Genomic DNA, 17,422 nt, shown 5'->3' on the forward strand with positions numbered 1-17,422 from the left:
GAAACAGGCTTAACCTTACATACTTAAGATCGGCTTCACGTGCGCGCCAAAATTTTTTCAGTTTCCTGACTGATTGTCCGGATCAATCACCATTCGGGTGCGTCCGTCACCCCCGTCCAGCGTTGTCCGGCGATTGCCGATCTCGACCCGTAGTACGGCGCCTTCGGCCACGTCGCGCTCGCGCAACAGGGCCACATTCCCGGTCATGGTAATGATATCGCTGGCCGCATCATATACGCCGCGATCGCCCTTGGCCTTCATATCTGCCGTGATGTAGAAGACATTGCCCTCGGCGATCATTGTCTTGACCTGGCCGAAACCGCCGCCGACGCTGGTGGATTGCGTCGTACCAGCCGGCTTTTCCGCAAAGATCATGGTCACCGTATCCGCGCGCAAGCGGGCATCGCCCTGCTGGATATCGACATTGCCGATCAGCAGCACCTTGCGCTCGCGCTCCAGACTCTCGGTACGTTCCGAATTGATGTAGATCGGGCCGCCTTCAGAAGAGATCTGCGCGGCGGCCGGCATTGCGAAGGCTGCCAGAGCGGTCAGCGAAACAAGAATTCTATTGAGAGCCATCTGTCTCACCTTCAATCGTTTCATTTGTGTCTTCCGGGGCAGGGTAGAGCACCGTTTTGACATTGCCTTTGCAGATGACGCGGTTGCCATCTTCCAGAACTTCATACGAGTCACAGCTGATATCGCCAAGAGGCCCTCTGCCTTGTAATGGCGAAAGACCTTCGACGCGCCCCTCATCGACGAACACGCGCGCGCCAGATGTCATGAAGGTGAATCCATTGGCATCCGCGATGCGGACATCCTCATACAGTTCCAGAATTCCGGCATCACGGTCATACATCCCCGATGGTGCGCGGATTTCGCTTCCAGTCTGGTCCAACAGAACAGGATTGACGAGATCGACCAGTGTACCGGTGGTTTGGCGCCGTCGCGCCGCATCTGCCGTGATGTTGAAGCTCTGCCCGACCGAATCCCGGCCTGAAAAACGCGGATTGAGCATGGTGACGGTTTCACCCTGCGCCACCTGGACAGGTGTCGCATCCTTCGCGATAGCGCTGCGCACAATATATCCAAGAAACAAGCCAATCGAGATGGCCGCGCAAGCCGAAAAGGCGAGGCGTAACAGGCGCACGCCTTGAGACCGCTTGCGGGCCTGGTCCAGCGTCAATTGGCGCCGCGGAGCCCATAATGATGCCGGATCGTGATGCTTGACGGCGTCCATGGATACGCGGTTGCCTGTTTTCTTAACTACAGTAATCGTTTAGCGGCCCATGCTCCGAAACAAAAGCGGCGAAGGCATGACGACTATGTCAGCTATGCGCAAAAATGTCGGTTTCTGCCCACCCGGACAAGTCGAGCGTCGCGCGAATTGGCAGGAATGCAAAACAGGCCTCGGCCAGTTCCAGCCGGCCTTCGCGCTTCAGCATGGCTTCCAGCCCGTCCTTGATCTTGTGCAGGTAAAGCACGTCAGAGGCGGCATACTGGAGTTGCGCGTCGGTCAGTTCGGCTGAGCCCCAGTCTGAGCTTTGCTGGGCCTTGGACATGTCAGCGCCTGCGATTTCGCGTGCGACGTCCTTCAGGCCATGGCGATCCGTATAGGTACGCGCCAGCTTCGAGGCGATCTTGGTGCACCAGATCGGCGCGCAATCGATGCCCATCCAGCGTTTCATCATCGATACGTCAAACCGCGCGAAATGGAACAGTTTGAGCACTTTCGGGTCGGTCAGGACTTTTTTGAGGTTCGGGCAGTTATAGTCCCGGTCCAGCTGTACCAGGTGGGCCGTGCCATCCCCGGACGAAAGTTGGACGAGCGTGAGATTGTCGCGCAACAGGTTCAGGCCCATTGCCTCGGTATCCACCGCCACAACAGGGCCAAAGTCGATACCAGCGGGCAGGTCGCCCTTGTGAAGAGTAATGCCGTTCATGCCGAGGCTCTAGCACTTCAGGCGTTAAGGGCAAGTATCTCCGCGCTCCGGAAACAATCGGCTCACACTTAGCTGCGGGTTTTCTTCAGCGCGACGAGGGCTGCGTCCAGAGCTGAGAGAAAGCGCGACCTATCCGACTTGGAGAAGGGGGCTGGTCCGCGGGCGATGCCGTCGCCGAGGCCTGCACGAAGATCGGAATGAATTGCGCGCACGGCCACGGCATTGCCAATTGAGGCATCCGTGAAGGGCTTTCCATTCGGGGAAATGACGGCTGCGCCCGCCTTCAGGGCGCGGTCGGCCAGCAGGATGTCCGCTGTGATGACGACCGACTCTGGTGTGGAAGCTTCCGCAATCCAGTCATCGGCCGCATCGAAGCCATCTGACACGATTTTGCGGCTGACCAATCTGTGCTCGGGAATGCGGATATAGGAATTGGCAACGATCACCACAGGCGTGTCATGGCGTAGTGCAACCTTGTATATCTCGTCCTTGACGGGGCACGCATCTGCATCGACGAGAATTTGTGGCGGGGGCGGCTGGGTGTCAGACATGCGAGACTACAGCTTGTGCACCAGTCGGGGCAGCAAACGTCCTGGAATAGAGCCAGACTCGGCTTCTCCGGCCGGCTCTGCTCCCATATGGACATAGAAGGGCGCCGCATCCGGATCGGCCTCGATGACCATCTCCTTTGCTCCGGAGCCCTGTGCATACCGGCACGCCCAGACATACAGCATCTTTCCGGTGCCTTCGCCGAGCCGGACCGGCTCGACAAACAGTTTGTCCAGATAGCTCGATCCGGTTTCATCAAAAGATAGTTGAGCTACCCCTGCCACACCGCGCAAATCCTCCGCCACAATGATGACGTCCGATTCCAAGTCGTCCTCGGTCAGCGTGAGTTCGTCTTTGAATGCGTCCAGCATGGCTTCGTCATAGTCCCACACCGCCTTTGATCGCAGGCACAGGTCCGACAAGTATGGCAATTCGTCCAGGCGTGGCGGTCTCAAGATCATTGGCAAGTCTTCCCGCCCGCAGGCACTGACGCAAGGCAAGGGCTTGCAGGCCTCGCCATTCCCCCTTCTTTTATCGGCAAAATGGAGGAAGTCACATGGCAACAGCACCCGTCCAAACCCGCATCACCGAAATGCTAGGAATCGAGAAGCCCGTCATTCAGGCCGCGATGGGCTGGATCGCTCGCGCGCCACTCTCCTCGGCCTTCTCGAATGCTGGTGGCATGGGCATCATCGAGACGTCTTCTGGCGAGTTGGATGTGATCCGCGAGGAAATCCTCAAGATGCACGACCTGACGGACAAACCGTTCGGTGTGAATGTTGCCCAGGCCTTCGTGCGTGACCCGAACATTGTCGACTTCATCATCGATCAGGGCATCAAGTTCGTCACAACATCTGCGGGCGATCCGATGAAGTATACGTCGATGCTGAAGGAGGCAGGCCTCACCGTGTTCCATGTCGTCCCATCGCTTCAGGGCGCGCTAAGGGCGATTGAAGCTGGCGTGGATGGCCTGATTGTCGAAGGCGGGGAAGGGGGCGGCTTCAAGAACCCGAAAGATGTTGCATCGATGGTTCTCATCCCGCTGGTTTGCGAACATGTGAATGTTCCCGTGGTTGCAGCAGGGGGCATAACCGATGGGCGCAGCATGGCCGCTGCCTTTGCGCTTGGCGCGGAAGGTGTTCTGATGGGTACGCGTATCCTGTCCTCGGAAGAGAGCCCGGTGCACCAGAACTGGAAGGACGCGATCTTTGCTGCGGATGCGACCGACACCGTGTTCCTGAACCGATCAGGTCCGGGGCCGGCACTGCGCGCCTTGAGTACGGAGCGTACAGAGCGCCTCCTGAAGGAGGGCGTGGAGAATATTTTCGGAGAATTTGCCGGGACGCAGAAAGTCTATTTCGACGGAGACCTCGAAGCTGGCATTGCCCTTACGGGGCAGGTCGCAGGGCGGATTCACGCGGTCAAGCCCGTCGCTCAAATCCTCGAAGAAACCCTGGCCGAGTATCATGAAGTCGTAGCCCGCCTGCCGAAATAGGCCGCGACGGGTCTGGTTTTTGCCGTGATTTATCGCTAAACGGCATTAACTGACCTGAGAGGATCCCATGACCAGAAAATCATTGCTCGCGGGCAGCGTTGCTGCGCTCGCCCTTGCCGTGTCCGCCTGTGGCGAGAAAGCGGAAACCCCGGAAACGCCCGCTGCAACCGAGGCGACCGCCAGCGAGACCGGGCTGCCGGAGATTGTCGTCAGTGATGAGGAACTCGCAGGTAATCCATTCCGTCAGGAGTGGACGGCCGACTATGGCGTACCACCCTTCGCCGAAATCGATGATGGGCATTACATGCCGGCAACGAAGAAGGCGATTCTGGAGTTGCGTGCGGACATTGATGCCATTGTCGACAATCCGGACGCGCCGACATTCGAGAACACAATCGTCGCGATTGATGTCGCCGGTGGGTCGCTGAACAAGGTTTTGAATGTTTTTGGCAACATCACAAATACAGATACCAATGACACGCTGAGCGAGTTGGAGGCTGAAATTTGGCCCATGCTGACTCGCGAGATGAACGCGATCAATTTCAATCAGGATCTCTTCGAGCGCGTTAAGACCGTCTACAGCCAGCGTGATCGGCTGGGGCTGGACGAGCAGGATGCGCGGCTGCTGGAGCTTGTCCATCGCGAATTCGTCCGCAATGGCGCGGACCTTTCCCCGGAAGTCAAAACCAAGGTCGCCGCGATCAATGAGGAATTGTCGGGCCTGACCACCAAGTTCGGTCGCAATTTGCTCCTGTCGACCAAGGCTTTCAAGATCGAGGTCACTGACGAGGCAGAGCTTGTCGGCCTTTCAGACGATTTCAAAAGCGCCCTGAAAGTCGACGGCGAAGACAAGTGGGTCCTGACCGTTGATCGCTCTGTCTACGAGACCTTCATGACGCAGAGCGAGAACCGCGATCTGCGCGCGAAGATGTTCGATGGCTATCGCCTGCGTGCGTCCGAGGGCGAGTTCGATAATGGCCCGCTCGCGATCAAGATTGCCCAGCTGCGTGCCAAGCGTGCCGAATTGATGGGATACAAGTCCCACGCACACTACCAGTTGGAAACACGCATGGCCAAGACGCCGCAAGGCGCCGAAGAGTTCCTGCTCCGCGTCTGGGAACCGGGCCTCGAGCGTGCCAAGGAAGAACGCGCGGCCATGCAAGACATGGTTGGCGACGAATTCCAGATTGCCGGACATGATTGGTGGCACTATTCCGAAAAGGTCCGCCAGGATCTCTACGCCTTCGATGACAATGCGTTGAAACCATATTTCGAACTTGGTGCTGTGCGGGACGGGGCGTTCGATGTTGCCTCCAAATTGCTCGGCATCACGATCGAGCCGGTCGAGGTTGACGGCTGGAATCCGGTTGTGACCGCGTATGACGTCAAGGATGCGGAAACCGGTGACCATCTCGGCCTGTTCATGGTCGATATGTATGCCCGCGATTCCAAGCGTGGTGGAGCGTGGATGAGCTCGTTCCGCGACACGTCCAACGTCAATGGCAACAATATTCGCCCGATCATCACCAACAATCTCAATCTGATCACTCCGGCCGAGGGTGAGCCGACCCTCATGCGGTTTGACGAAGTTGAGACGCTGTTCCACGAATTCGGCCACGGTCTGCATGGCTTGCTGACGCAGATCCGTTATTCCACATTCTCCGGTGTTGATGGTCCTCGTGACTATACTGAATTCCCCGCCCAGATCCTCGAACATTGGGCTGGCGCCCCCGAAGTGCTTTCAACCTATGCAAATCACTACGAAACCGGCGAGCCAATTCCGCTCGAACTGATCGACAAGATGAACGCTGCTGCGACCTTCAATCAGGGGTTCAAGACGACTGAGTTCATCGCTGCGTCGCTGCTGGACTTGCGTTGGCACATGCTGACTTCGGAGGAAGCCGCCGAAATCACCGATGCCCGGGCATTTGAGCAACAAGTGCTGGAGGAATACGGCCTGATCCCGGAGATCGAACCGCGCTATCGCAGCCAGTATTTCAGCCACATCTTCGCGGGTGGGTATTCGGCAGGCTATTACGCCTATCTCTGGTCCGAGATTCTGGATGCCGATGGCTTCACCGCGTTCCGCGATACGGGCGACATCTATGATCCCGAACTGTCGGCGCGGCTGAAGAAATGGGTCTATGAATCTGGCGGTCTGCGCGAAGCAGACGAGCTGTACCGGAATTTCCGTGGCTCCGACCCAACCATTGAGCCGCTGTTGAAGCTGCGCGGTTTCTCTGAGCAGCAGCCAAGCGAAGGCTGATCGGCGCTCGGTCGACATCCAAACGAAAAGCCCGCCGGAAATATTCGGCGGGCTTTTTCATGTCAGTGGAGTGAGACGTGTCTCAGGCAGATTGTTCGACAGCTTCGCGGCAGACAATCGCTTTGACTTCTTCTTCCGTATTCGCTTCGCGCAAGGCGTCACGTACGGCGCTCTGGCGGAATGTGCGGCTTACCTGGGCCAAGGCCCGCAAATGGTCAGCGCCCGAAGATTTCGGAGCCAGCAGCATGAAAATCAGGTCGCAAGGGCGATCATCAATCGCTTCGAAATCGACGCCGTGGACCAGTCTCAGATAGCCTCCGACAGGTGCGTCGACGCCCTCAAGACGGGCGTGCGGGATGGCAACGCCTTCGCCGACACCGGTCGATCCGAGGCGTTCGCGCTCCATTACGGCATCCTCAATCTCACGCAGGCCAATGCCTGTCGCTTCGGCAAGAGCCTCTGCGAGCGCGTGAATTGCCTGTTTGCGGCTTTTCGCTTCCAAAGATGGTATGATTACCCCGCCCGTGAGCAGGGATGTCAAATCAGTCGCCATGAAGTTACTTTCCGTGTTCCGGACTAGTTCCTCGGGACGTTCGCTGGATCCACCCATCCAATATGACCGTCTGGTCGGCGGTAGACCATATTAAGCCCGTCATGGCCAGCATTTCTGAACATTAGGGCAGGCACTTCCTGCAGTTCGAGCTGCATAACAGCTTCTGAGACACTCATTGTCCGAATTGAGTGCGATGTTTCCGCGACAGTCAGCGGTGTGTCATCCGGCTCTTCGTAATGCTCTTCCTCGGCGGCATCGTGACCATTCACCTGGAACACGGCTTCCGGAGCCAGTTCGTTCGGCATTGGAGCCGATGTACCGGCATGATGGTCCTTCAGTCGGCGCTTGTAGCGACGCACCCGCTTTTCCATCTTGTCGAGGCTGTTTTCCAGCGCCGCATAAGGGTCTTCCGCCTTGCCGGTCGATTGGAGGATAATGCCAGAGGGCAGGTGCACATTGCAGTCAACTTCGACGAAGGGGCCCTGTTGGGACACGAAAACGCGAGCGTCGCCGGTTCGGTTGAAATACTTACTGACTGCCGCCTCCAGTCCGTCTTCGATGCGGCTCCGCAGAGCCTCTCCGAGATCCATATGCTTGCCAGTAATCTGTATCTGCACGGGCGGTCTCCTTTGTTTTTTCAGGATTCAAGTATGGCGCAGAATTGCCGATGAGGCGAATCGAATTCCTCATTTTCCTGACTTGGGAAGGGGAAGAACCGGCCTCAAGAGCCGAGCGATACATTGCGTGTGAAATATGTATTCTGGCGTCGCCACACTAGGATGCGTCTGCAACGCCCTGTGTGCAGTCTGGCGTCAAAAATTACATGGTTACAATGACCTATGATGAGTACAGTCAGGGTAACCTGATTTACATCTTCGCGTAGTTACCTGAATTAATAACTCTCCATCAAGGATGAACTCAAGGCATGTCGACCGGTGAGCCCGAGGAACCGAATAAACCGGCAGTCATGCTGGTTGAAAGTGATGCCATGTTCCGGGCCACGTTCGAGCATGCCAGCGTGGGGATCGCGCATGTGGGCCCTCAGGGACAATGGCTGAACGTCAATCGGCGCGTCTCCGAAATTGTGGGCTATCCGCGCGACGAATTGCTCAAGATTACGTTTCAGGACATCACTCACCCGGATGATCTGAACCTGGATGTCGGGCTCCTCAACGAGGTGCTTGAGGGCAGGCGCGAGACCTATCGGATCGAAAAACGTTATTACCACAAGTCCGGCCGGATTGTCTGGGTCCTGCTTTCGGTCAGTTGCATTCGCAATCCGGATGGCACGGTCGCCTATTTCATTTCGATCCTTCAGGACATAACGGAAAAGAAGCGCATCAGCCGGGCGCTAACAGACAGCGAAACCCGGTTCCGCATCGTGCAGGAGACCAACCCGGACGGATTCATGATCCTGCGAAGTCAGCGCGGCGTTTCCGGTGAGATCGAGGATTTCGTCTGGGAGTTCGTCAATCCCGCAGCAGAACAGCTGACGGCGCGCTCGGCGAATGTCCTGATCGGCAAGCGGCTATCGAAAGTCATGCCCGAGGCCTTTGCAAGAGGTCTGTTCAACGTCTTTTGCAACACGGTAGAGACCGGAACGCCTTGGAGGCGAGAGCTCTACTATCCAGACAATGGCGTTCCGCGCTGGTTCCGCTTCACGGTCGCTCGGGTCGGGGACGGCTTCGCTGTGTCATTTCAGGATGTCACCGCGCGCAAGCAGGCCGAACTCCAGTTGCATGCAAGCCAGCAACGCCAGCGCACCATTCTCGATGGCATTGTTTCGATGATCGGACTTACCACACCCAGTGGAATCCTGCTGGAAATCAACGAAGCCTCCCTTCGACTAACCGGGGCGGCGAGCCAGGACCTTGTCGGGAAGCCGATCTGGCAGCATCCGGCATGGTCTCACACGCGCGCGATGCAGGATCGCCTGATCTCGGCCTTTGCCAAGGCAGAAGCGGGACGCCGCATGCGGTTCGATGCTGAAATCCGGGATTCTCGAGGCTTGCTGATACCGGTAGACGTGCAATTGGCGCCCATTTTCGACGAATCCGGCCAGGTGACAGATATTGTCATGTCCGCAGTGGATATCTCGGAACGCAAGCGGGCCGAAGCACACCGCGAAATGTTGCTCAGTGAACTGAATCACCGGGTCAAGAATTCGCTGGCGACCATTCAGGCCATCGCCGCCCACACGCTGCGGGAGGCGACAGACTTTGAAGGCTTTCGCCAATCATTCACCGGGCGCCTGCGCGCCATCGCGGCCAGCCATGACCTGCTTGTATCCACGACGCAGGACTCATCGGATATTTCTCGTCTCATCCGGGATCAGGTTCTTGGCTATGCGCCCGCTGATGGCACGCGGCTGGAAATGACGGGGCCGCCGCTTGTCTTAGGGCCGCAAGGGTCACACGCTTTCGGATTGATCCTGCACGAACTGGCCACGAACGCGTCCAAGTATGGTGCGTTTTCGAACGATAGCGGACGGCTCAGCATCAGCTGGTTCATAGAAGAGACGGATGATGACCCTGACGTGATCATCGACTGGGTCGAAACAGACGGTCCGCCGGTGGTGCCTCCCAGCCGAAAAGGCTTTGGCAGTGTGCTTATCGAACAGAGTCTGTCACACGCTCTTGGTGGGAAATCGAACTTAACCTTTGACCCGAAAGGATTAAAAGCTCAATTTCGCTTTCCAGCTAGAAGGTAGGGGGACTATGCCGAAGATATTACTGTTGGAAGACGACTTCCTGATCGCATTTGATATGAAGACGCAACTGGAAGATGCAGGCATGGAAGTGGTGGGGCCTGTTGCGAGCAATGAGGACGCCAAAGCGCTCATCGAGCCGGGGTCAATCCATGCGGCTGTGCTCGATATGGATCTCGGAGGGGTTGCCTCGTTTCCTACGGCGCATCGCCTGAAGGAATTCGGAATTCCGTTCGTGTTTGTCACCGGCAACAACGAAGCCGACTTGCAGGACGGGCTTGCCGACAGTCCGATCCATACAAAGCCTGTGCATTACCCGCGGCTGATCGAACAGTTGAAGGGTTTCGCAAGTTTAGACTGAAGCGAGGCCTACATGGCCCTCACAGGTCCTTTGATGGGGGTGCCAGCCTCAGGATCGGCCGGCTTACCGGCATTGCGCCCATAGTCATGCTTTTTCAGAAGACCCCGGAATTGATGATAGGAGAGTCCCAGCAAATCTGCGGCGCGGCCCTGATGGCCTTGTGACAGGCTGAGGGCTTCGTCAATCAACTGCATCTCGAAAGCGGCGACCTGCGCGCTGAAATCCGCGGCGATCTCTGGATTGTCGCGAATGCGTACCGGGTCGGCCTGAAGCGTCTCGGAGTGACCTGTCTTGCCGGAGCCAGTCGGGCGCCAGGGAGAATCGAATGGGTCGAGTACGGCCGGATCGAACAAGACCGGTTCGTCCGGTGCCATCAGCATGGCGCGATGTGCGAGCCTTTGTGCGAAATTGCGCAGTTCACGTACATTGCCGGGCCAGTCATGAGCTTCGATAGCGGCAATGGTCGAGGGGGCAAAACCGGGGAAATCCTGCGCCATTTCAATTGCCATACGCCGAGCGAAATGGTCGGCCAGCAGGCTGGCATCACCGGGCCGGGCCCTCAGCGGCGGCAGGGTAATGACGTCAAAAGCAAGTCGGTCCAGAAGATCGGCGCGGAATTCGCCTGCCTCCACCATGCCCGGCAGGTCGGCGTTTGTGGCGGCCACTATGCGAACATCCGTTGAGAGTACTTTTGAACCGCCCACCCGCTGGAATTCGCCATACTCGACAACACGCAGCAATTTTTCCTGAACCTGCGCGCTGGCGGTGGCTATTTCGTCGAGGAAGATCGTACCGCCATCGGCCAGTTCAAACCGGCCTCGCCGCATTTCGGTCGCGCCGGTAAAGGCCCCGCGCTCATGCCCGAACAGTTCAGAATCCAGCAGGGTCTCCGACAGTGCGGCGCAATTGACCTTCACGAACGGTCCGTCCCAGCGCTTGGACAGGAAGTGAAGGCGTTCTCCGATCAACTCCTTGCCGGTTCCCCGCTCCCCGATGACAAGGATGGGGCGATCCAGCGGGGCGACGCGGGAGACATGCTCCTGCGCGCTGAGCCATGCAGGGGCTTGGCCCAGCAATTGTGTATTCTGATCAACCATTTAGTCAAAATAACCAAAAGTGGCGATTAAATCTACAATGCATTTGGCGAGAAATACTAAAAATTAAAAACGGCATCCAGTCAAAATGATAAAATATCGATATAAAACAACGTACTATAAAATTAATTTTGAACTGGCACGGTCCTTGAAATGACAGAAGGGCTCGGAGCGACAGGGCGTTGCTCACAAACACAAGAAGGACAAACTGAAAATGGAAGATCGCTACAACACTTCGGAAGCCCGCTCGGATGCTGGCCGTTTCGGTCGGTGGCTCGCGACGCGCCCGGCGGAAAGCTGGATGTTCTTCGTCGTCGGCATCTTCTTCGGCGGTTTGTTCTTCTAATCCTCCCCCCACTCACGAAAGGACACCAAAATGGGCTTGTTCTCCCGACTCGGTGACATCATCAATTCCAACATCAACGCGATGCTCGACAGCGCCGAAAATCCTGAAAAGATTGCCCGGCTCATCATCCAGGAAATGGAAGATACGCTGGTTGAGGTTCGCACCGCCGCGGCCCGCGCCATGGCAGACAAAAAGGAAATGGAACGCGAAATCGTCCATTTCACGCAGACCCGCGACGAATGGGCTGCAAAGGCTGAACTGGCCATCGACAAGGGTCGTGAAGACCTGGCCCGTGGCGCTCTGACCGCCAAGCAGAAAGCTGATGGCGAAATCGAACGCCGCAAGCTGGCAATGGACGCGGCAGAAGAAGCCTTCGAGAAGCGCCAGGACGATCTGGCCAAGCTTCAAGCCAAACTCGACGAGGCGAAGGCAAAGCATCGGGCACTGATGATGCGCCGCGAAGCGGCCGAGCAGCGCATTCGCATTCGCAGCCAGGTCTATGACGGCAAAGTGGATGATGCGCTGGCGCGCTACGGCAATATCGAGCGCAAGGTCGACGAAATGGAAGCCTATGCTGACACGATCAAGGGCCGTGAACCGACCCTCGAAGCCGAATTCGCCGCGCTGGAGCGTGACGAGAGCGTCGAGAAGGAACTCGAAGCCCTGAAAGCGAAGCGCGCCAAGTCATCGGCGAAGTCTTCCAGCAAGAAATCGGAGGACTAATCGATGTTGTTTTCACTCGCTTGCCTCACCGGCTTCATGACGTTGGTCTGCGCTCCGGGCCTCATCGCCCAGGCGCGCGCCAACCGGCAGCCATCTGCTGACGAGGCCGCCTGATGGATGAGTTTATTCCAATCATAGCGATCGTCTCGCTGTTCATCGTCCTCCCGGGCATGATCTTCCACTACATTACCCTGTGGCGGAAGCAGAAAACCCTGATGCCCGACGATGAGCGCATGATGGAGGATCTCTGGCGCTCGGCCAAGGCGATGGAACGCCGGATCGAGACGCTCGAATCTCTCCTTGAGCAGAGCGAAGCGGACAGCCCCCGCAGGCCGCCTCGTTCTTCCCGCCCCACTTTTGACGACTAAGGACCCAGACATATGTCCCGCCAATCCCGTGCCTACCGTGATACAGCCCCAGAAGGCGACCAGTACGGCTCCCCGAATCCAAAGCGCTATTACCGCTCGCGTCATGACAAGGTCATTGCCGGCGTCTGTGGCGGCCTTGCCGAACGCTTTGGTTGGGAACCCATCCTGGTGCGCCTGCTGGCCGTGCTCGCCTTTTTCTTTGTCGCCGGACCGATCGCCCTGATTGCCTATATCGTCGTCTGGATGATCACGCCGCGGACACCTTTGGGCGGTCGTACCATATCACCGGAAGAAGATGTTTTCTGGCGCAACGTGAACGACCGCCCCAGAGCCACTTTCGGGAACCTGAAATACACTTTCATGGATCTCGATGAACGCCTCAGGGATATCGAACGCAAGGTCACATCTGACGAGTGGCGACTGCGCAAGGAATTCCGCGACCTGGAGCGTGGCAACTAGACCGCGCCCATTCACCCTAACCATCCGACAAGAAGGACCGGAAAAATGCGTAAGGGGACGCTACTGACGAATAACTGGCTGCTCGGAGGGATCTCCATCCTCATCCTGATGATGGTACTCTTTCTCTCCAGCCTCCAGGGACAGACAGCACTGGAGTTCGGCGGGCTTCAGATGACGTTTGCGCCGCACGAAGAGGGGGGCGTTCGCCTCAGCATCGCCCGCTCTTTTGGTGAGTCAGACTTCACCGCGCTTTAAGGCGCGAACAATCAGGCGCACGGGGCTGACCGCCTCGAGCGCCGCCACTTCGGCGGGGGAGGGCCCGCCAAGGCACATGGCCGCCAGCACCCGGCCGGCCCAGGGGCCCCAGGTAAAGCCGCGCGCGCCAAAACCGTTCACCATGAATATGCCCGGCAACACGGGGGCGTCCGCATCGACAGGGCGCCCTTTTCGCATGCCGGAAAATGTCTCCAGCGCTGCAGAGTAATCGGGCACGGCGCCGACCAGGGGTAATCGATCAGCGGTGGTCGCACGAATGGCAGCACGAGACTGAACGGGCAGCGACGTTGCGCTTCGTTGCCACCATGGAGACAATTGTCGCAATGCGTCGGCATTGGTGGCGCGGGCAGCGGCGGACGTTGCAGCCGGTACACCATCTTCGATTTTTTCAAAGGTAGCGCCCCAGAGCCTCTGATCTTCCAATGCCAGTGCGTAGTGCCCGCTCGCCATTGCCTCTGCTTGAACGGGTCTGGCGTCCGCGACGCTCTCGACCTGACCCAATCGGCCTTCCAGCCCGACCCAGCCAAGTTGCCGGTTCGTCTCCATGGCGGTGGCGAGGACAATGATGTCGAACACCTCGGCATTCACCAAGCGATCCTGTAGCGAAATCTCGACCGTCCCGGTCCGGACCCGAACATTGTCGAGCAATCCGGAAATGATCCGCGCAGGCTCAAGGACCAGTGCGCGCTTGTGGAGCAGGCCGCCGCCGGAAATGGCTTCAAGGTCTTCCAACGGCAGAGGCGGGTCCGCAAGCAATTTCGCGAACCGGGTCTGCTCGGCCTTGTCCTTTGGCATTTGGCGTACTGTGGTTTCGTGTGCGCCTTCCATGCCTGAATAGGCGCGGCGGGCGGCAAGATAAGCGTCGATCAGCAAGCGGGCTTGCGCCGTGTCGCCCGCATCGAGCCGAGGCATCATAAGGGCCAGCGGATTGCCACTTGCGCCGCTTGCGGGGCCAACTGGATCAAACACAGTCACATCTGCGCCGCGCTCTGTCAGGGCGTAAGCCGCGCTCGCCCCGGCAATTCCTGCGCCCAGAATGGCGATCTTTTGGCGAGGGCCATTATGCGCGCGCAGGCCGTAAATGTCCGGCTTGGCGGGAGAGGCAAGTGCCAACCTTGCTTCCAGTCGCTGCCGCTTGCGGCCGTGTCCCGGTGCTTTGACGACATCGAAGCCGACCTCTGTCAGTCCGCGCCGAACTGCGCCTGCCACGGTGAACGTGCCGATGCTTGCGCCGGGCTTGGAGCGCTCTGCAATCAGTCCGTAAAGATCAGCTGACCACATGGCTTCATTCTTTGCCGGGCTGAATCCGTCGAGAAACCAGGCATCGGCCATGAACTGGCTCTGGGGCAGCGTGTCGTGAATATCGCCGAGATGAAGCGTGAGAGTGACGCCGATATCAGGCCAGACGAGGTGGTGTACACAGCGCACAGGCCCAGGCCAATCGGCGAGCAGTCGCGCTGCCAAGCATGCCAGTTCGGGCCACGCGCCCAACGCGCGCGCCGCATCGGCCTCAGTCAGGGGAAAGCCTTCGAAGCTGACAAAGTGGAGCCATGCATTCGGGGTTGGTCGGTGCGCTTGCCACAGTTCGCACAAGGCGAGGAAGTTCAATCCTGTGCCAAACCCGGTTTCCGCTACCGTGAACTCGGTCTTGCCTGCCCAGGCTTCTGGAAGGCCGCAGCCCTGCAGGAAAACCGCGCGGGTTTCAGCCAGTCCATCCCCCGCCGTGAAGTACACGTCCCCCGCCTCGCGAGCGACGGGCGTGCCGTCGTCCTTCCAGTCAATCATGGGATGCGTGAGCAAGCGGGCCATGCGAGACGGGTTAGCCGGGCCATACCGTTTTGAACAGTCCTCCGCGGCTGCATGCTTTCTGACACCGAATTAATCGGATCGCTCTTGTCCGTCGCGCGTTGATTGACTGACCGCGATCATGCGGCCGACACAAACAAACTGAAGGAGACCCAAATGGACAAGGAACATCTCAAGGGCGGTGCCAAGGAAGCTGAAGGCGAAGTCAAGGAAACTGTCGGTGAAATGACAGACAACAAGAAGATGCAAGCCGAAGGCAAGATGGACAAGGCCGAAGGCGAAGCTCGCAAGACAGCGGGTGACGTAAAGGACGCCGTCAACAAATAGGCGACCCCCTGAACCACTGTGAAAGCCGCTCCTCCGGGGGCGGCTTTTCCTTGCGTGCTGCCGGATGGCGCGCCACATAGGAGCTCTCAGCAGAAGGCATACACTCATGAGCGAGTTTGAGATCAAGCGCGAAGACGGAGAGACCGGCGGGCGCTACGTCACCCTGGTCAACGGCCACGAGGCCGAGATGACCTATTCGAAGGCGGGTATGGAGCGGATCATCATCGACCATACCGGCGTTCCGAAAGCGCTCGGCGGCATGGGTGTCGGCGTAGCCCTGGTCAAACGCGCGGTTGAGGATGCGCGCCGGGACGGAATCAAGATCATTCCGCTGTGCCCTTTCGCGAAGGCGCAAATTCAAAAACATGCAGAATGGCAGGATGTACTGGCATGACCACGATACCCATCACCCATGATGAAAATCATATGCGCTACAGCTATTTCGAGAACGGGCTGGAAGCATATCTGACCTATGAGCGTCCGCGGACCGGGCTGCGCCATATCACGCACACGATCGTGCCGGGAGAACTGGGTGGACGCGGCCTTGGCAAAAATCTGGTGACGCGTGTGATGAATGACATCATTGCTGCGGGTGAGACGGTTTCTTCGTCTTGCTGGTTTGCAACGGCACTGATCGAAAAGACGCCGGAATGGGCTGCCCTGAGGGGATGACCAAGTCTTTCTGGAAAACCACACCACTGGCTCAGATGTCATCGCAGGAATGGGAATCCCTCTGCGACGGCTGTGGCAAATGCTGCCTGCTCAAACTGGAAGATGAAGATACCGGTGAGATCGCTTACACGCGACTCCATTGCCGCCTGTTTGACGGGGATAACTGTCAGTGTGCCGACTACAAAAATCGCAAGAAGATCGTCGAAGACTGCGTGATTCTTACTCCGAAGAAGGTCGAGGAAATCCGCTGGATGCCAAAGACCTGCGCCTATCGCCTGATCCATGAGGGCAAGGAGCTGCCGGACTGGCACTATCTCGTGTGTGGTGACCGCAACCGCATCCACGAAGAGGGGCATTCGATCCGGGGACGCACCGTATCCGAGGACACGGTCTTCGATGAGGACACAGAAGACTGGATTGTCGACTGGGAAGGCAATGAGCCCTAGACGCCGACCACTTCACTATTGGTCGCCTCGGTCTTCAGCCATTTGATGAAGTTGCGTACATCTGGCGTCAGGTGACGGCCTTTCGGATAGACGATCCAGTACCCGAAATCGATCAGGTGGGAGCCATCCGCGAAGGGTGCGACCAGCCGACCAGAGGCGAGATCCGCTGCTGCAATCGCGCGTTTGGCAAGCGCCACGCCGCGTCCGGCGGCAGCCGCCTCGATCACGAGGATCGCCTGGTTGAAACGTGGGCCGCGTGAGCCATCAACATCTTTCACATTCCGCGCACGCAGCCAGCTGGCCCAGTCGGGGCAGGACGGGTCATTCTCGTTGCTCTCATCATGGATCAGTGTGTGATGCCGCAAATCCGAGGGCTTGCGGATCGCGTCGGTTCCTTCCAGCAGGGCAGGGGAACAGACCGGCAAGACAGTCTCGTCCATCAGCTTTTCAGATTTCAGGCCGTCATAATTGCCCCGGCCATAGCGGATTGCGAAATCGGCATCGGCCGTGGTGAAATCGGTCAGGCCCATATCGGCCGAGATCCAGGCCTCGGTCTCCTCATGTTCCCGGTGGAAGCCATCAAGGCGGGGCGCCAGCCATTTCGCGGCGAAGGACGGCGCAGATGACACCATGACCCGGCCTTTGCGCGCTGGAGCCTGCATGATCCGCCCGGCTTCAGAAATTCTCTCGAATGCATCGCGCACCAGCGGCAGGCTGGCCTGGGCGGCATCTGTCAGCAAAACTGAACGGCCCGTTCGCTTGAACAGGGGCGTGCCGGCATATTCTTCCAGCTGCCTTATCTGTTGTGAAATCGCGCCGGGCGTGACATTCAGCTCTTCGGCAGCCTGTGTAAAAGACAGGCGCCGCGCGGCGGCCTCAAAGGCTCTCAGCGCGTTCAATGGGGGAAGTCGGTCGGATGGGTCTGACATGGATAGTTTCTCTAAAGGATCGCTGTAGGGGTTCATGCTTGCGTCCGCCGCGTCAAGAGCCATTTTGACACCTGACTGATCAGCTTGCCTAAAAAGAGGTCC

General features: G+C 58.2%; 23 protein-coding genes. 13 read left to right on the forward strand and 10 right to left on the reverse strand.

All coding sequences use genetic code 11. From position 1 onward, the window contains the following. Positions 1-57: 57 nt before the first annotated feature. From B3527_RS16015 to B3527_RS16035, 5 genes are all read right to left on the reverse strand, one after another. Positions 58-579: an LptA/OstA family protein gene (locus tag B3527_RS16015; RefSeq protein WP_051608017.1), complete on the reverse strand. Its 522-nt coding sequence runs from the start codon at positions 577-579 to the stop codon at positions 58-60. Beyond that, a complete protein-coding gene (lptC, locus tag B3527_RS16020) occupies positions 566-1,240 on the reverse strand; it encodes an LPS export ABC transporter periplasmic protein LptC (RefSeq protein ID WP_051608018.1) in 675 nt (224 codons plus the stop codon). The genes B3527_RS16015 and lptC overlap by 14 nt, the downstream gene beginning before the upstream one ends. A gap of 88 nt (positions 1,241-1,328) precedes the next feature. Continuing rightward, on the reverse strand, positions 1,329-1,943 hold the full coding sequence (locus B3527_RS16025; RefSeq protein ID WP_206992096.1) for a ribonuclease D: 615 nt from the start codon (positions 1,941-1,943) through the stop codon (positions 1,329-1,331). Between the two features lie 68 nt (positions 1,944-2,011). Next, positions 2,012-2,494 (reverse strand): YaiI/YqxD family protein, encoded by a 483-nt coding sequence (locus B3527_RS16030; protein WP_206992097.1) that lies wholly within the window; start codon positions 2,492-2,494, stop codon positions 2,012-2,014. Positions 2,495-2,500: 6 nt separating this feature from the next. Further along, positions 2,501-2,953 (reverse strand): GNAT family N-acetyltransferase, encoded by a 453-nt coding sequence (locus B3527_RS16035; RefSeq protein ID WP_290481135.1) that lies wholly within the window; start codon positions 2,951-2,953, stop codon positions 2,501-2,503. A gap of 95 nt (positions 2,954-3,048) precedes the next feature. Between B3527_RS16035 and B3527_RS16040 the strand changes: the two genes are divergently transcribed. Next, positions 3,049-3,987: an NAD(P)H-dependent flavin oxidoreductase gene (locus B3527_RS16040; protein WP_290480527.1), complete on the forward strand. Its 939-nt coding sequence runs from the start codon at positions 3,049-3,051 to the stop codon at positions 3,985-3,987. Positions 3,988-4,054: 67 nt separating this feature from the next. Continuing rightward, positions 4,055-6,253 (forward strand): M3 family metallopeptidase, encoded by a 2,199-nt coding sequence (locus B3527_RS16045; protein WP_290480526.1) that lies wholly within the window; start codon positions 4,055-4,057, stop codon positions 6,251-6,253. 82 nt (positions 6,254-6,335) lie between these two features. Here B3527_RS16045 and B3527_RS16050 read toward each other — a convergent pair whose 3' ends face one another. Continuing rightward, a complete protein-coding gene (locus tag B3527_RS16050) occupies positions 6,336-6,806 on the reverse strand; it encodes a PTS sugar transporter subunit IIA (protein ID WP_206992101.1) in 471 nt (156 codons plus the stop codon). A gap of 23 nt (positions 6,807-6,829) precedes the next feature. Beyond that, positions 6,830-7,423 carry a ribosome hibernation-promoting factor, HPF/YfiA family gene (gene hpf, locus B3527_RS16055; protein WP_034817049.1) on the reverse strand — a complete coding sequence of 198 codons (594 nt, stop codon included), beginning with the start codon at positions 7,421-7,423 and terminating at the stop codon, positions 6,830-6,832. A gap of 308 nt (positions 7,424-7,731) precedes the next feature. On the opposite strand from hpf, the gene B3527_RS16060 reads away from it, so the two are divergent. Together B3527_RS16060 and B3527_RS16065 are read left to right on the forward strand one after the other, a co-directional pair. Continuing rightward, positions 7,732-9,516: a PAS domain-containing sensor histidine kinase gene (locus B3527_RS16060; protein WP_290480525.1), complete on the forward strand. Its 1,785-nt coding sequence runs from the start codon at positions 7,732-7,734 to the stop codon at positions 9,514-9,516. Between the two features lie 25 nt (positions 9,517-9,541). Beyond that, the gene (locus B3527_RS16065; RefSeq protein WP_290480524.1) at positions 9,542-9,874 is read left to right on the forward strand and encodes a response regulator; all 333 of its coding nucleotides are present in this window, start codon (positions 9,542-9,544) and stop codon (positions 9,872-9,874) included. Between the two features lie 8 nt (positions 9,875-9,882). On the opposite strand, the gene pspF is transcribed toward B3527_RS16065, so the two are convergent. Then, positions 9,883-10,971, reverse strand: a complete 1,089-nt coding sequence (gene pspF / locus B3527_RS16070; RefSeq protein WP_206992104.1) for a phage shock protein operon transcriptional activator — start codon at positions 10,969-10,971, stop codon at positions 9,883-9,885. Between the two features lie 211 nt (positions 10,972-11,182). Between pspF and B3527_RS16075 the strand changes: the two genes are divergently transcribed. From B3527_RS16075 to B3527_RS16095, 5 genes are all read left to right on the forward strand, one after another. After that, entirely contained in the window at positions 11,183-11,314 is a 132-nt protein-coding gene (locus B3527_RS16075) for a hypothetical protein (RefSeq protein WP_255342029.1), read from the forward strand. A gap of 30 nt (positions 11,315-11,344) precedes the next feature. Then, positions 11,345-12,037 (forward strand): phage shock protein PspA, encoded by a 693-nt coding sequence (pspA, locus tag B3527_RS16080; protein WP_034817055.1) that lies wholly within the window; start codon positions 11,345-11,347, stop codon positions 12,035-12,037. Positions 12,038-12,150: 113 nt separating this feature from the next. After that, positions 12,151-12,405, forward strand: a complete 255-nt coding sequence (gene pspB, locus B3527_RS16085) for an envelope stress response membrane protein PspB (RefSeq protein WP_034817057.1) — start codon at positions 12,151-12,153, stop codon at positions 12,403-12,405. A gap of 12 nt (positions 12,406-12,417) precedes the next feature. Next, positions 12,418-12,864, forward strand: coding sequence for an envelope stress response membrane protein PspC (pspC, locus tag B3527_RS16090; RefSeq protein ID WP_034817059.1), 447 nt, complete (start codon positions 12,418-12,420; stop codon positions 12,862-12,864). A gap of 45 nt (positions 12,865-12,909) precedes the next feature. Continuing rightward, positions 12,910-13,119 carry a hypothetical protein gene (locus tag B3527_RS16095; protein WP_206992105.1) on the forward strand — a complete coding sequence of 70 codons (210 nt, stop codon included), beginning with the start codon at positions 12,910-12,912 and terminating at the stop codon, positions 13,117-13,119. Here the strand turns inward: B3527_RS16095 and mnmC are convergent. Beyond that, on the reverse strand, positions 13,099-14,949 hold the full coding sequence (gene mnmC / locus B3527_RS16100) for an FAD-dependent 5-carboxymethylaminomethyl-2-thiouridine(34) oxidoreductase MnmC (RefSeq protein WP_290484026.1): 1,851 nt from the start codon (positions 14,947-14,949) through the stop codon (positions 13,099-13,101). The two genes, B3527_RS16095 and mnmC, sit on opposite strands and share 21 nt — an antisense overlap. Before the next feature lie 153 nt (positions 14,950-15,102). Between mnmC and B3527_RS16105 the strand changes: the two genes are divergently transcribed. The 4 genes from B3527_RS16105 (at position 15,103) to B3527_RS16120 (ending at position 16,391) form a co-directional block, all read left to right on the forward strand. Then, a complete protein-coding gene (locus tag B3527_RS16105) occupies positions 15,103-15,273 on the forward strand; it encodes a CsbD family protein (RefSeq protein WP_084333513.1) in 171 nt (56 codons plus the stop codon). A 106-nt stretch (positions 15,274-15,379) separates the two neighbouring features. After that, the gene (locus B3527_RS16110; protein WP_290480522.1) at positions 15,380-15,667 is read left to right on the forward strand and encodes a GNAT family N-acetyltransferase; all 288 of its coding nucleotides are present in this window, start codon (positions 15,380-15,382) and stop codon (positions 15,665-15,667) included. Then, on the forward strand, positions 15,664-15,945 hold the full coding sequence (locus B3527_RS16115) for a GNAT family N-acetyltransferase (RefSeq protein ID WP_034817077.1): 282 nt from the start codon (positions 15,664-15,666) through the stop codon (positions 15,943-15,945). Before B3527_RS16110 ends, B3527_RS16115 begins: the two co-directional genes overlap by 4 nt. Beyond that, positions 15,942-16,391 (forward strand): YcgN family cysteine cluster protein, encoded by a 450-nt coding sequence (locus B3527_RS16120; RefSeq protein ID WP_290480521.1) that lies wholly within the window; start codon positions 15,942-15,944, stop codon positions 16,389-16,391. Before B3527_RS16115 ends, B3527_RS16120 begins: the two co-directional genes overlap by 4 nt. Here the strand turns inward: B3527_RS16120 and gcvA are convergent. Then, complete coding sequence (gene gcvA / locus B3527_RS16125; protein ID WP_206992108.1) at positions 16,388-17,320, reverse strand: transcriptional regulator GcvA; 933 nt, start codon at positions 17,318-17,320, stop codon at positions 16,388-16,390. The genes B3527_RS16120 and gcvA overlap by 4 nt on opposite strands. Positions 17,321-17,422: the final 102 nt, after the last annotated feature.

This window comes from Hyphomonas sp. UBA4505 (assembly GCF_002388685.1).
Classification (GTDB): Bacteria; Pseudomonadota; Alphaproteobacteria; order Caulobacterales; family Hyphomonadaceae; genus Hyphomonas.

Bases quoted from the DNA above. Each gene is read 5' to 3' on its own strand.
- B3527_RS16030 (WP_206992097.1), bottom strand. From the start codon at position 2,494: ATGTCTGACACCCAGCCGCCCCCGCCACAAATTCTCGTCGATGCAGAT.
- B3527_RS16060 (WP_290480525.1), top strand. From the start codon at position 7,732: ATGTCGACCGGTGAGCCCGAGGAACCGAATAAACCGGCAGTCATGCTG.
- B3527_RS16015 (WP_051608017.1), bottom strand. From the start codon at position 579: ATGGCTCTCAATAGAATTCTTGTTTCGCTGACCGCTCTGGCAGCCTTC.
- B3527_RS16075 (WP_255342029.1), top strand. From the start codon at position 11,183: ATGGAAGATCGCTACAACACTTCGGAAGCCCGCTCGGATGCTGGCCGT.
- pspB (WP_034817057.1), top strand. From the start codon at position 12,151: ATGGATGAGTTTATTCCAATCATAGCGATCGTCTCGCTGTTCATCGTC.
- B3527_RS16045 (WP_290480526.1), top strand. From the start codon at position 4,055: ATGACCAGAAAATCATTGCTCGCGGGCAGCGTTGCTGCGCTCGCCCTT.
- gcvA (WP_206992108.1), bottom strand. From the start codon at position 17,320: ATGTCAGACCCATCCGACCGACTTCCCCCATTGAACGCGCTGAGAGCC.
- B3527_RS16040 (WP_290480527.1), top strand. From the start codon at position 3,049: ATGGCAACAGCACCCGTCCAAACCCGCATCACCGAAATGCTAGGAATC.
- lptC (WP_051608018.1), bottom strand. From the start codon at position 1,240: ATGGACGCCGTCAAGCATCACGATCCGGCATCATTATGGGCTCCGCGG.
- B3527_RS16115 (WP_034817077.1), top strand. From the start codon at position 15,664: ATGACCACGATACCCATCACCCATGATGAAAATCATATGCGCTACAGC.
- B3527_RS16110 (WP_290480522.1), top strand. From the start codon at position 15,380: ATGAGCGAGTTTGAGATCAAGCGCGAAGACGGAGAGACCGGCGGGCGC.
- B3527_RS16050 (WP_206992101.1), bottom strand. From the start codon at position 6,806: ATGGCGACTGATTTGACATCCCTGCTCACGGGCGGGGTAATCATACCA.
- pspF (WP_206992104.1), bottom strand. From the start codon at position 10,971: ATGGTTGATCAGAATACACAATTGCTGGGCCAAGCCCCTGCATGGCTC.
- B3527_RS16120 (WP_290480521.1), top strand. From the start codon at position 15,942: ATGACCAAGTCTTTCTGGAAAACCACACCACTGGCTCAGATGTCATCG.
- B3527_RS16035 (WP_290481135.1), bottom strand. From the start codon at position 2,953: ATGATCTTGAGACCGCCACGCCTGGACGAATTGCCATACTTGTCGGAC.
- pspA (WP_034817055.1), top strand. From the start codon at position 11,345: ATGGGCTTGTTCTCCCGACTCGGTGACATCATCAATTCCAACATCAAC.
- pspC (WP_034817059.1), top strand. From the start codon at position 12,418: ATGTCCCGCCAATCCCGTGCCTACCGTGATACAGCCCCAGAAGGCGAC.
- B3527_RS16095 (WP_206992105.1), top strand. From the start codon at position 12,910: ATGCGTAAGGGGACGCTACTGACGAATAACTGGCTGCTCGGAGGGATC.
- mnmC (WP_290484026.1), bottom strand. From the start codon at position 14,949: ATGGCCCGCTTGCTCACGCATCCCATGATTGACTGGAAGGACGACGGC.
- B3527_RS16105 (WP_084333513.1), top strand. From the start codon at position 15,103: ATGGACAAGGAACATCTCAAGGGCGGTGCCAAGGAAGCTGAAGGCGAA.
- B3527_RS16025 (WP_206992096.1), bottom strand. From the start codon at position 1,943: ATGAACGGCATTACTCTTCACAAGGGCGACCTGCCCGCTGGTATCGAC.